We start from the raw sequence: 12,942 nt of genomic DNA, 5'->3' as shown, positions 1-12,942 counted from the left end.
ATCTTAAAAAATAGTCGGCACCATTCCCCCGTCCATACGGATCGGGGACCCTTTAAATGCGGATGCATAGGGACTGCATACAAATGCAGCCAGTCTGCCGATTTCAATAGGCTTGATAAATCGCTGTATTTCGGATTGAGGCAGGTTTGTCGTCATAAATTTCTTCTCTTTTTCTGAAAAAGTCATCCCTTCATCGGGGTACATTCCCTCAATGATTTGCTTCACATTCTCAGAGAGCGTCGGCCCCGGCATGATCGTATTGACTGTCACTTCTGTTCCGATTGTTAATTTTGATAAGCTTTTTGACAATGATAATAGCATTGATTTTGTCATACAATACTGAGGCATCTGGCCTGAAGGCATCATCGCTTCTTCACTTGCGATAAAGATGATGCGGCCAAAATCACTTTTCAGCATTTTAGGCAAATAAAATTTAGATAAACCGTTTGCAGCCAGCACATTGGTGCGGAAGTATTTTTCCCATACTTCATCGTCAACGTCCTCATATTGCATCAGTTCATAAATGCCCATATTGTTTACTAAAATATCGATTTGAGGGTGTTTTTTAAATAAAGCTTCCCTTTGCCTAATATCCACAATATCAGCCGCGGCGTTTTGGGGAAAGGTGTCAGGAAAAGCTGATTTTATTTCATTGACTGTTCGTTCTGCCTCTTCCTCATTTCGTCCGTTAATGAGTACATGAACACCTTCTTTGGCAAGTTCAATAGCGATGGCTTTTCCTATACCTTTCGTCGATCCGGTAACTAAAGCTGTTTTATTTTTTAATCCCATATCCATTAAACATTTCTCCTATTCTAGTTAAATCCATTCAGCCGGGTCTTCTTACGCCAATTAGAAGGAGTCTCGCCTTCCCAAAGGCGGAAGGCCCGGTAGAACGAGTTCTGATCTTCATATCCGATCAGAATGGCCACTTCTTTAATATCGAGCGAAGGGTCTGCCAAGTACTCCCGCGCCTGCTCATGTCTGACTTGGATCAACAGCTGTTTGAAGCTAGTGCCTTCGTCAGTAAGCCGGCGCTGCAAGGTGCGGCCGCTCATTCCCAACTCGCTCGCAACAGTCTGAATGTCGGGGTGCCCTCCTGGAAGCGTGCGTTTCATGATCCACTTGACCGCTCCGCTGATTGAAAGGCTATTTTGCTGATCATTCAACGATTGATCCAGCACGGGAGTCAAAATCTCCAGCAACTCCGCGTTATACGAGACAAAAGGGCGGTCAAGATCTCCTCGATTCAGCGTCAGCCGGTTCCGAGCTGCACCGCTCCGGATGCGGCAGCCGAAGTATGCTTCAAGCGCCTGCATGTCGCCCATTGGGTGTGCAAACTCGACCGACTTCGCTGTCAACGGCTGACCTGTGCCCCGGCGCCCGAGTTCCAGAAGAAATGCCAGTGTAATGCCAATCAAGAGCGGCGGACCGGGTAGCTTATCATCCAACCATTCCAGTTCGATTGCGCAGTGCTCATCTTCTTCGGTGATACGCAGGCTTTCAGGAGGGCATAATTGTTTGTAGCGGGCCATTCGTTTTAGCGCGCCGCGGTAGTCACGGGCATGGTAAGCCGCTAATACGGCCGGAGGGTAATGTGCCGGCTCAAAGCCGGTCGCAAGCTTGATGATTCCTTTGGAAACGTCATCAACAAGGTCGGAATACGCCTGCCAGATCGCGAAGTATTGGGCGGCGGTGACAACTGGTTCAGTCATCACGGTGAGCGGCAGCCGGGCTTTTCGAAGCACATCAGGGGCGTTAATTCCTAATTGACGCAATCCTGCCCAAAATCCTGCCGGGAATTTAATTCGAGTATGAGACATCTTGAGCACTCCTTTAACTTTCTGCACCTTCGCTCGTTTGGTCGTCATTCTGTCCAGCCTTGTTGGCGGGACAGTTATAACTTTACCTAACCATTGTCGATCTGTAACTAGCAAAGAGCGACATTTAACTTGCCGATCACGCCGAACGTGTCAGCCCGCCATATGCGTACGAAGGCTGTGACAGGCAGGCGCCTTTAATCTATCATGTCCTTCGAATAGGAGGGGATTCAAACAGCACAAACATTTCTTTTCCTTGAATGGACAAATTAAGTTCTATAGGACAACAAGCGGGGAAAATCTCCCGGCTGTAAAATCATCCCTTCCCGATAGCGGGATTTCCTTTTCCCATCACATGTTTTCTTGCAATGAAAAAGAGGAGGACGGCAACAAAAAACTCGGAAAGCGGCAAGGATAGCCAAACTCCCGTGACGCCAATAAACTTTGGCAAAATCCAAAGCAGGATGAACAGGGACACGAAGCTTCGCAATATAATGATAACAACCGATGAGCCGGCCCGGCCAATAGATTGAAAGTAACTCATATAGACAAAGTTATAGCCAAGGAAGGTATAGCCGATAAAAAACAGGCGGATTCCATCGATGGCCAGCTGCTGGATTTCGGTTGATTCTATTCCGAATAAGCCTACAAGGAATGGGGCAGCCCCCCAGCCGATAACGAGCAAAAGTATGCCCAGGATTACGGCGGTCTTCTCCCCAATCTTCATGCTGCTTTTGATTTGTTCGGTTTCTTCAGCACCATGATAATAGCTAATCATGGGCTGAAGTGCCATTTCAATGCCGAAGAAGGACAGGAACATGAACCCGTGAAGGTAGTTAATGACCGAGAAGGCAGCGACTCCTTCCGTGCCTGCCAGGCTTGCCATTGCCAAGTTGTATCCTGTAACAAATACGAGGAGCCCGGCCTCTGCCAGAAAGCTTGGAAACCCGATGGCAAAGATGTGCATAAGGGATTTCCAAGACCACTGAAACGCCGGCCTTCTCAGTTGCGCTTGACGGTTGAAGAAGTGCAGGGATAATACAAGCAGTCCGGCGAATCCGCCAAGCACCGTTGAAATCGCAGCGCCTGTTACCCCCATGTCCAAAATCATGATCGTATAAAAATTCAGAATGATATTCACAATCGATGTCGTTGCAAGAGCCATCATCGAAAGCTTCGGACTGCCGTCATTCCTTACAAAAATACTTAAGACCTGTTCTAATGTAATGACCCAGCCGAATAAAAACATGACACTTAAGTACTCTATGACAAAAGAAGAGGTGTCGGAGTTGGCACCAAGCCATATCGAAATGGTTTGAATGTTGAGAATCCCGAATACTCCTAAAAGCACGCTGATGATAAGCGCCAAGAAGAGAGCCAATGAAAAAATGCTGCTGGCCTTCTTGGGGCGATTCTCCCCGATGCTGATGGAGTACTTTGTTGCTCCGCCTATCCCAATCCAAAGAGCGATGGCCATAATGAGTGAAATAACCGGATAGGAAAGGTTCACTCCAGCCAGTGCTGCGGTTCCAATGCCATTGCCTACGAACAGGCCATCAATTAAAATATTCGCTGACATCAGGATTAATCCAAGCGTTGCAGGGACGAAATATTTAAAAAACACTTGATTTACTGGTAATTTCATGAGCTGCTGATGTGTTTCTGTCATCATGTATTCCTCCTATAATGAGCTACAGGAGTATTCTAAACCTTCAAGTTACTTGAAGGTCAATCAAAACTCTTTGTTACCGGAATTTGGATTAAAGTGACATAACGAGCTGACTCCTTGATCACAGCATCATCAAGAAATGAGATTTCAACAGGGATTCCCGCCAGCTCGTATTCCTTCTCTTTCAGCTGGCTTAAAACGAGCTGATAACTTTTCCTGATGTCCTCGTAGGGACCAATATGGGGGTAACTCGCATACAACCCTTCGTTTAAATAGTCTTCACTGTCTTCCTCGTGCAGCAATTCAAATACGCCGATATATTTTACCGGTCCTTCTTGCTTCAAGCTCTCCATATCAACGATTGTTCCAATGTCTCCGGTGAAGAAGCCGTTATTCTCAATCGACTGGCTTGAAAGCGTTTCTTTATCCTTTAAATAAATGTCGTCGCCTTCCTCCATCAGGTCGACAGGCTTGTCAAAATACAGGTAGGAAATAGCCCGTTTTGGGAAATACTGAAATGTTAAAGCAGGATGTTCGGCAAGTTTTATTCCTTCTTCGATTGTGGAAATTTTGTTCTCGATTCTCGCCGCGTTGCGTTGGAGACGAAAAATTTCCGCTCTGACTTCCTCAAGCTTTTTCTTCAAAATTTCCATCGTTGTTTCCGGAGTCCTTTGATCTAACTGATGCTGAATATCTTTTAACGAAAATCCATTTTTCCTTAAAAAAATAATCGTATCCAGGATCTGAAATTGTTCAACACCATAATATCGATAAGATGTTTCAGGATCGGTATACTTTGGCCTGAACAGCCCGATTTCATCATAGTAACGCAGAGTCGATGCAGGCAGCTTGAAAAGTCTTGCTACTTCTCCTACACGGAATCGATTGTTCATCATGTTTCACCTCATCTGTTCGTTTTAGTGATATCACCAAATACAGAGCTATTCGGTTATCGGAATTATGTATTAAGTCTACTATTGACATTAGGTGAAAATACATGCCTGGTCAATAAGGAGGCCCAGTATCCCTAAGCAATCTGTTCGATGCAAAACAATTCTTTTTGCCAAACCAATCTATTGAGGATTTTTAAAAATAAATGAGGGCTCCATCATTGGAAGCCCTCATTTGCCATATTTTTTTCACTGCGAATAAAAAAATCTGTATACAGTTTGATTAAAGAAGCTCATTCAGGAAAGCTCCCGGCTAATTTATTGCCGAACCGCTCTTGTTCTGATCGAACGAAAGCGCGGGTGTTCTGCCAGTATGGAACGCTTCATTTCTTGTACAACCGGGTGGTCTGACTTTAAAAAACGATGTTTATCGTAAAGTCCGGCCAATTGGCCGTGGTCTAATACACCTAGTGTATCACTCAATTGATAGGCGGCTTTTAAATCATGTGTGATAAAAAAATAAGACATTCCGAAATCGTCTTTGAGCTCTTTTAATAAACCCAATATAAGCGTTTGGGTTACCATGTCCAGGCTGCTGACAGACTCGTCTAATACGATCAGCTTCGGCTTGAGCGAGACCGCTCTTGCAATATTAATCCGCTGCAATTGGCCGCCGCTGAACTGGTGCGGATATTTTGTTAAATCCTTTTCAGTTAAGCCTACTCTTTCCAAGAGCTCGATAATGGTCCGTTTTTTCTCAGCGATTGTGAGCCTTTCATAGTTTTCTAGCGGTTCTGCTAGAATTTGTTCAGCCGTCATTCTCGGGTTGACGGAAGAATAGGAGTCTTGAAAAACAGCTTGAAGGTCGCGGCGGATTTTCCGCCGGATTGACTGATCTGCTTTATAGAGATCATGTCCTTGAAAAAAGATTTGCCCCGATTGCGGCCGCTCCAAACCAAGCATCACTTTTCCCAATGTGCTTTTCCCGGCTCCGCTCGGTCCAACCATGCCTAAGCATGCGCCTTCCTCAATCGAAAAGCTGACATTGGAAAGGACTTGTTTCGATTGAATTTTCCACTTGAATAATTTGCGCGCTGTATAATGATGAGTGACTTCTTTCACTTGTAATAAACTCACTTGTTCACCCCATCTCAAATGCCGGCCTTCCTCATACTGACTCAAGTCGCAAGTTGATCCACCGGCAATGTCAACCGTGCACTTAATAGCTTCTTAGTATATTCATGCTTTGGTTCATCAAACAGCTGAAACACATCTCTATTTTCTACAATTCTCCCATTCTGCATCACAGCAACTTCATCCGCCATTTCAGCAATAACGCCGAGGTCATGAGATATAAGCAAAATCGCCGTGCCGAAGTCAGAACGCATGCCGTCTAAATATTTCAGCACCGTCTTCTGATTATACACGTCGAGCGCAGTGGTAGGCTCATCCGCGATGAGAATGGCAGGCTTTAAGCATGATGCAATTGCAATCATGACCCGTTGAAGCATTCCGCCGCTTAATTGAAAAGGATAAGAATGTAAAAGTTTAGCAGGGTGGGGTAGGTTCACATGATGCAATGCTTCGGTCGCAAGCTCTTTCGCCTGTTTCTTGCTAAAAGATGTATGAGAGCGAATCGATTCGGTCATTTGCTGTCCTATCGTAAAAACGGGTGTAAAAGCGTTCATCGGATTTTGCATGATATAGGCAATATCTTTGCCGCGGATTTTACGCATTTCCTTATCTGCTAATCCGTTCAATTCACGGCCTCGCAATGCAATACTTCCTTCCACCTTAGTTGTTTTTGGATCAAGCGTCTGAAGAATAGACATGCTTGTTACCGTTTTTCCGCAACCGCTCTCACCAATCAGACCAAGGACTTGGCCGCGCTTCAAATCAAAATTGATGTCTTGCACAAGGGTTGAATGTCCTTTTTGGTTGTTAACCTGTACATGCAAATCTCTGACTCGAAGCACCGTTGATTGTTCTGTTCCCAACTTCCTCATTCCTTTTTAAAATCGACGTTTGACACCGTATTGATCTGATAAGGCTTCGCCCAATAAATTGAATGTCACAACCACAATCATGATCATCACCCCTGGATAAATCATTAACTCGGGATTCGACCGAATATACGATTTACCTTCATGAATCATCGCTCCCCATTCAGCCGCCGGGGGCTGGACGCCCAAGCCGAGAAAAGACATAGCCGAGATATCCATAATGGCCCAGCCCATTTCCAACGTACCGATGACGACGAGGGGAGGGAGGACATTAGGGATGATATGATTTTTAATGATTTTCCATTGTGAAGATCCATTGATTTTTGCCGCCGCAATAAAGTTCTCCTCTTTCAGACTCAGCACCATTCCTCTGAAAATTCTCGCATAATAGACCCATTGCACAAGCATGAGGGCCAGAATGACTTGAGGAAGTCCGGGGCCGAAAATGCCCACGAGGCCAAGAACTAAAATTAAGTTCGGAAAGGCCATTACACCATCGCAGCATCTCATTAACAGCTGGTCAATCCAGCCGCCTTTATACCCTGAAATCGTCCCGACAATGAGGCCGATAACGAGGGAGGAAATGAAAATAAGCATCGCGAATCCCAAAGAAATCCGGGCGCCGTACAAAAGGCGGGATAAGTTGCATCTTCCCAGATGATCAGTTCCTAAAGGAAATTCCCAGGATGGAGGCTGCAGCTTATATACCATATGGACATCAGCAGGATGGTGCGGCGCAATCCAAGGGGCGAATACAGCGATAATAAAAAGGATGGTTAATATAGTGGTGCATACCGTAATCACTTTTTGGCCTTTGAATATCCTGCGTATACTTATCATCATCGATGCTGCCCTTCTTTCCTTGAAATGCGCGGGTCAATATACATTTGAATGAGATCAACAATTAAGTTGCTCAATATAAAAAAGGTAGCGGCTAAGAACACATAGCATTGAATGACAGGGATGTCCCGATTGAAAATGGCCTCAATAAAATAACGGCCAAAGCCGGGCCAAGAAAAAACGACTTCAACAATAATTGTGCCGGTAAGCAGCTTGCCAAGATTCATTCCCAGACCCGTAATCATCGGAGAAATGGCCATTCGCAATACATGTTTGGCCATAATGTTCAACTTCGCTATTCCTCTTATGCGTGCAAATTGAACATATGGTTCCTGCAGGTTTTCGATGACGCTTGCACGGAGCAGCCTTGTATACATCGCAATTAAAGGAAGCGCCAATGTCATAGACGGCAGTACGAGATGCTGCCATGTCCCAGCGCCCTCTACCGGGAAAAGGTCTAATTGAACAGAAAAGAAAAAAACCAGCATATACCCTAACCAAAAAGTTGGGATGGATGCCCCGAAAAAGGAAATGAAGCGGCTGATATGATCAACTGCACCATTTCTTTTGATTCCCGCTAAGAAGCCGAGCGGCACACTGACAAGCACCGCAATCAATAAACTCCCAAGCGCAAGTTCGACCGTTGCCGGCATTCGGTGTGCCACTTCGTCCCAAACCGGCTGGTTTGAAACATAAGATATGCCAAAATCAAGCTGGCATATCTTCAAAACAGAGTTTACATATTGAATAAAAAATGGCTGATCCAAGCCAAACTCATGTCTTTTTTGCGCTAAAATTTCATCAGTTGGCTGGATATGCGCTGCGGCTAAGTATGCTTCAGCTGGGTCAACCGGCGAGAGATGAATCATTCCAGTTGTCAGAAGTGCAGCTAAAAGAAAAACTGGAATAATCGACATGATTCGTTTCAATATATAGTTGCCCATAAAAGCCTCCTAGTGTTGCTGCTTGACGCGAATGCCTGTAAATGGATGTTCGTCACGGTTAGCAGGGAACGTAAAGTCGGTGATATTCTTTTGATATATCGCCGTCTTTTTAATGTAAGAAACAGGTACGATGGCTCCCTGGTCTTGAAGTGATTTTAAAATAGATGAGTAATGCTCCTGCCGCTCTTTTTCATCAGTCGTTTGAGGCACCTTTGCCATCTGTTTGATTAGCTCGTCCTTGTTTGGATAGGCTGAGATCGCTTCATTAAATCCGAATCCTTTGGACGCGACAATGTTTAAAAATGTATGCGGGTCATAAGGCGCACCATAGTTGCTAAAGAAGTTCATATCAAACTCATTTGCCTTAAACCGTTTGACTTGGGTTGCCAATTCTACGCCTTCAAGATTCAGCTTTACCCCGATCGCTGCCCATTCTGCCTGCAGCGTTTCAGCCATTGTTTTTTGAATGGATTCAGCTGAATCATACATTAAACTAAATTCAAGAGGCTTTCCGTCTTTCTCGCGCACGGTCTTGCCATTCGGAAGCTTCCAGCCGGCCGCATCTAATAACTCTTTTGCTTTTTCTGTATCATAGTTGATTTGCTTTACATCAATATCAGACGTGTATGGGAAGTCTGTCGGCAAAATATGATCTGCTTTTTCTTCTAACCCTGAGGTGATGCCTTTCACCATGGCTTCTTTGTCAAAACCGTATTGCAGGGCCTGCCGCACGCGCTCATCAGAAAGCTGTTCTTTTTTCGTATTCATGACGAGCTGTCTCGTCGCCACGGGTTCAGAAAGGCTTGTTTCATATTGACCTGTCGATTGCAGCTGCTTGTATGCATCCAAACTGATAACGCCTTCGCCGTAAATGAGGTCAAGCTCGCCTTTTTCAAATGCTAGCACCCTTGTTTCGGCATCTGGGATAACTTTCACTTTGATTTTCTCGACTTTTGGCTTTTCACCCCAATAATGTTCATTGCGTTTAAAAACCGCATATTCATCAGCTTTATGCTCTTCCAATACCCATGGGCCCGTACCAACCGGTTTTTCGACACCCTTTGATGTATCGCCGTCCTCAGGGAAGCCCGCTTCTCCCAAAAACCGGACCGGCCGTACAACGGCTAGTTCCTGAATGGTCGGGTAGTATGGTTCAGTCAATTTTAATTTAAATGTATGGTCATCGATCACTTCTGTTTGGGCTATTTTTGAAATAAACCCTAACCAGCTATGTAATTCAGTATGTTTTAAAATGGAGTCAAAATTCTTTTTCACAATTTTCGCATCAAACTTCGTTCCATCTGAAAATGTTACATTCTTACGCAAATGAAACGTATATACTTTACCGTCACTTGATATATCCCAAGATTCGGCTAAATGCGGTTTAAGCTTTCCTCCCGCTTCATAGGTAACCAAAGGTTCATATACCATCGACTGGGCAAATAATTGGGAAGGATTATACACATGCGGATTCATTTCGCCTATATCTCTAGGCCAAGCCATTGTGACCAAGTTTTCATGAGTTTTCTCTGTTGAATTTCCTGAGGTTGTACATCCGGCTAATAAAATAGAAAAGGCGAGCATTAATATAAAAATAATTTTAATTTTCAAACTAATCCTTCCGCTCATCATGCTTTGTTTCCTCCTAAATGAAGTTGATAATCATTTTCATTTTATGCAGGGGGCATACCCTTGTCAATGTAAGATATAGGAACTATCTAAATGCTGCGGAATAGGGAGCGGCGGCAACCCATGAAGAACGAGCGGAAAGGGGGAAGCGGCAAAATCGAAGTGGGCGAAGCATGAACTTTTTATTAAAATGGATTGTAAAAATGGAGCAATCAAAGTACACTTAATGATAATGATAATCATTTGCGTTTGGTGTTTGTGAACTCATGACATATACCGGGAGTGAAGAGCGATGAGCAGAAATGAATTGTTTGATGTGACCGTTATCGGCGGAGGTCCGGCTGGGTTATATTCCGCCTTTTACAGCGGACTGCGGGGAATGAAGGCAAAGATTATTGAATATCAGCCGATGCTGGGCGGAAAGGTTCACGTTTATCCTGAAAAAATGATCTGGGATGTCGGGGGATTAACGCCTATTTCCGGAGCCAAGCTGATAGAACAGCTGGTGCAGCAGGGGTTAACGTTTCATCCTGAAGTGCTGCTGAATGAGAAAGTCGAATCGATTGCCCGCAATGAAGAAGGGTTGTTTGAATTACATACGGCTGCCTCAGGTGTGCATCTTTCCAAGACGGTCATCGTTGCCGTGGGCGGCGGCATCCTCAATCCGCAAAAGCTTCAGATAGAAGGCGCAGAGCGTTTTGAAGTGTCCAATCTGAATTATACGGTTAAGTCACTGCAGCATTTTAAAGATAAAACGGTCATTGTATCCGGCGGCGGCAATTCGGCTGTCGATTGGGCCAACGAACTCGAACCTGTAGCGAAAAAGGTCTACCTCGCTTACCGCAAAGATGCGCTCAGCGGGCATGAGGCCCAGGTGGATCAGCTTCTGAACAGCTCGGTGAGCTGCTTCTTTCATACAGAGATTACCAAGCTGATCGCTTCGGAAGATCATGAGGTGATCGAACGGGTCGAGCTCACGAACGCTCAAACAGGTGAGGTGATGGAACTGCCTGTCGACGAGGTGGTTATCAACCACGGATATGAACGCGACACCTCACTTCTGGAGAACAGCCGCCTTGATGTTACCCGAGTGGATGACTATTATATTGCAGGTACTTCCAACTGCCAGTCTTCCGTGCCCGGTCTGTATGCGGCGGGGGATATTGTGCATTACGAAGGCAAGCTGCACCTGATCGCCGGAGCGTTTCAAGATGCGGCAAACGCGGTCAACAGCGCCAAGCGATTTATCGATCCCGAAGCGCACAAGAGTGCGATGGTGTCGTCGCATAATGAGGTTTTCAAAGAGCGCAACCGCGAGCTTGTCAAGAAGATGTTCGTGTAGATAAGGAATATTTTTCACCCGCGGGAGCGGCTGATTCGTCAAAGAGGATCTTGGACATATGGCAAGATCCTCTTTTTATTTAAACCAGCCTTTTTCCTTTGAACGAGTAATGGCTTCAATCCGATTTTTCACCTCAAGCTTTTCAAGAATCATTGAGATATAATTTCGCACGGTTCCGCTTTTGATGCTGAGTTCTTGGGCGATTTCTTTTGTGTTTTTTCCGTCAGCCACAAGTTCAAGCACTTCTTTTTCTCTATCTGTGAGGGGATTGGCCTCACTGTACATGTCTTCCATCAGTTCAGGCGCATAGATCCGCTTTCCTTTCATGACGCTGCGGATGGCGCTCGCAAGCTCTTCGCTTGGGCTGTCCTTTAACAAATAGCCTTTAACACCTGCTTTAATGGCTCGCTGAAAATAGCCGGGGCGGGCAAAAGTGGTTAAGATAATAATGTTGCAGCCTGTATCCTTTAATTCCTCAGCAGCTTCAAGCCCCGTCTTTCCGGGCATTTCAATGTCCATAATGCATATATCAGGCCGATGTTTTTTTGTGAAATCAACGGCATCTTGTCCGGTAGTGCCTTTGCCGACGACTTCCATATCATCTTCTAAGTTCAGAAGCGATCCTAAAGCGCCCAAGAGCATCTGCTGATCTTCCGCAATAAATATACTAATCATGTAAGCCATCCTTTTTTTTATTTTGAGTTGTTAGGAATTGACATGGTAAGCTTGGTGCCGTTTTTTGTATCAATGTGTAGGCTTCCGTTTGCAAATTCAAGCCGTTCTCTCATGCCAAGCAAGCCGTGTCCTTTTGAAAAGCACTTCTCTTCACCTTGAAACGTTCCATCGTCAGTCACTGTAATGACAACCTCCTTCCAGAGCTGCTGGATGTCAACGCGGCAGGTCTTAGCCTGGCTGTGTTTGACGACATTAGTGACAGCTTCCTTCAAGCACATGCTCAATATGTTTTCATTAAGCAATGAGATATTTTCCGGCAATTTATCTTCTTCATAGATGAACGCAATGCCGGCTGCTTCAAGAATTTGTTTGATGTTTATGATTTCATCCTTGAGCCGGATGCCTTTCATGGAGGATACGATTTTTCTGACTTCATTTAAAGAAGTTCTCGCAGTTTGCTGAACGCTTTTCAGTTCACGCGCGGCTTGATCGGGATCTTTGTAAATTAATTTTCTCGCCAAGTCGCTTTTTAAACCGATAAGAGACAGCTTTTGTCCAAGTGTATCATGGAGGTCGCGGGCAATCCGCTGCCGTTCTTCTAATTTTACCAAATTGGCAATCCGTTCATTAGCATACTCGAGCTTTTCTTCCAGGCGTTCACGCTCCTTGCGGCTTCTAATGCTGAACGGCAATAAAATCGCACTGATGAGGGTGATGACCACAAAGGGAATTTGTGTCAGAAAAAATTCCTTTTTTAACACGAGACTGAAGTTGGCAGCGACGGCTGCGCTTATTAAGTGGACGTAATATAAAATATGAAAAGGGGCCCGTTTTTTAATGTTCCCTATAAAATATGCGATAAAAAAAGCAAAATAAATATAACTGAACATCATAATCGAAGCGGTTGAAATGCCGATTAAAATAAACGCCCACAAATAAACGTCCCAGCCTTTTGAGACAAAAGCAAATCTGTATACCGCAAAAAATAAAAGCGTCAAAATGATGCCGACGACGATAACAAGTGTAGATGATGATTGCATGATAAAGTAGAAGGGAAGGATGAAAAATATTGTCCATATATACGGCGAGATCCCGTTCAGTTTTTGAAATGTAAAATGTTTTTTGAACAT

The 12,942-nt window shown here is 44.7% G+C and carries 12 protein-coding genes; 1 reads left to right on the top strand and 11 read right to left on the bottom strand.

Translation table 11 applies throughout. The features are described from left to right. Positions 1 to 3: 3 nt before the first annotated feature. The 9 genes from MKY62_RS14050 to nikA form a co-directional block, all read right to left on the bottom strand. The gene (locus MKY62_RS14050; RefSeq protein WP_003183814.1) at positions 4 to 798 is read right to left on the bottom strand and encodes an SDR family oxidoreductase; all 795 of its coding nucleotides are present in this window, start codon (positions 796 to 798) and stop codon (positions 4 to 6) included. Between the two features lie 17 nt (positions 799 to 815). Next, positions 816 to 1,823: an AraC family transcriptional regulator gene (locus tag MKY62_RS14045; protein WP_003183812.1), complete on the bottom strand. Its 1,008-nt coding sequence runs from the start codon at positions 1,821 to 1,823 to the stop codon at positions 816 to 818. A 313-nt stretch (positions 1,824 to 2,136) separates the two neighbouring features. Then, the gene (locus MKY62_RS14040; protein WP_003183810.1) at positions 2,137 to 3,492 is read right to left on the bottom strand and encodes an MATE family efflux transporter; all 1,356 of its coding nucleotides are present in this window, start codon (positions 3,490 to 3,492) and stop codon (positions 2,137 to 2,139) included. A gap of 56 nt (positions 3,493 to 3,548) precedes the next feature. Beyond that, complete coding sequence (locus tag MKY62_RS14035; protein WP_003183808.1) at positions 3,549 to 4,385, bottom strand: MerR family transcriptional regulator; 837 nt, start codon at positions 4,383 to 4,385, stop codon at positions 3,549 to 3,551. A 312-nt stretch (positions 4,386 to 4,697) separates the two neighbouring features. After that, on the bottom strand, positions 4,698 to 5,516 hold the full coding sequence (nikE, locus tag MKY62_RS14030; RefSeq protein ID WP_003183807.1) for a nickel import ATP-binding protein NikE: 819 nt from the start codon (positions 5,514 to 5,516) through the stop codon (positions 4,698 to 4,700). 41 nt (positions 5,517 to 5,557) lie between these two features. Beyond that, positions 5,558 to 6,376, bottom strand: coding sequence for a nickel import ATP-binding protein NikD (gene nikD / locus MKY62_RS14025; protein WP_003183804.1), 819 nt, complete (start codon positions 6,374 to 6,376; stop codon positions 5,558 to 5,560). Between the two features lie 15 nt (positions 6,377 to 6,391). After that, complete coding sequence (gene nikC / locus MKY62_RS14020; protein ID WP_003183802.1) at positions 6,392 to 7,225, bottom strand: nickel ABC transporter permease subunit NikC; 834 nt, start codon at positions 7,223 to 7,225, stop codon at positions 6,392 to 6,394. Then, positions 7,222 to 8,166, bottom strand: a complete 945-nt coding sequence (gene nikB / locus MKY62_RS14015; RefSeq protein ID WP_003183800.1) for a nickel ABC transporter permease subunit NikB — start codon at positions 8,164 to 8,166, stop codon at positions 7,222 to 7,224. The genes nikC and nikB overlap by 4 nt, the downstream gene beginning before the upstream one ends. A 9-nt stretch (positions 8,167 to 8,175) precedes the next feature. Beyond that, positions 8,176 to 9,798, bottom strand: a complete 1,623-nt coding sequence (nikA, locus tag MKY62_RS14010; protein WP_003183798.1) for a nickel ABC transporter substrate-binding protein — start codon at positions 9,796 to 9,798, stop codon at positions 8,176 to 8,178. Between the two features lie 289 nt (positions 9,799 to 10,087). On the opposite strand from nikA, the gene MKY62_RS14005 reads away from it, so the two are divergent. Beyond that, positions 10,088 to 11,137, top strand: coding sequence for an NAD(P)/FAD-dependent oxidoreductase (locus MKY62_RS14005; protein WP_003183797.1), 1,050 nt, complete (start codon positions 10,088 to 10,090; stop codon positions 11,135 to 11,137). 75 nt (positions 11,138 to 11,212) lie between these two features. Here MKY62_RS14005 and desR read toward each other — a convergent pair whose 3' ends face one another. Both desR and MKY62_RS13995 read right to left on the bottom strand, forming a co-directional pair. Beyond that, complete coding sequence (desR, locus tag MKY62_RS14000; protein ID WP_003183795.1) at positions 11,213 to 11,812, bottom strand: two-component system response regulator DesR; 600 nt, start codon at positions 11,810 to 11,812, stop codon at positions 11,213 to 11,215. Between the two features lie 17 nt (positions 11,813 to 11,829). Beyond that, on the bottom strand, positions 11,830 to 12,942 hold the full coding sequence (locus tag MKY62_RS13995) for a sensor histidine kinase (RefSeq protein ID WP_003183793.1): 1,113 nt from the start codon (positions 12,940 to 12,942) through the stop codon (positions 11,830 to 11,832).

The sequence above is a fragment of the Bacillus sp. FSL R7-0646 genome, from assembly GCF_037969865.1.
Classification (GTDB): Bacteria; Bacillota; Bacilli; order Bacillales; family Bacillaceae; genus Bacillus; species Bacillus licheniformis.
This window is presented reverse-complemented; position numbering and strand designations above follow the sequence as displayed.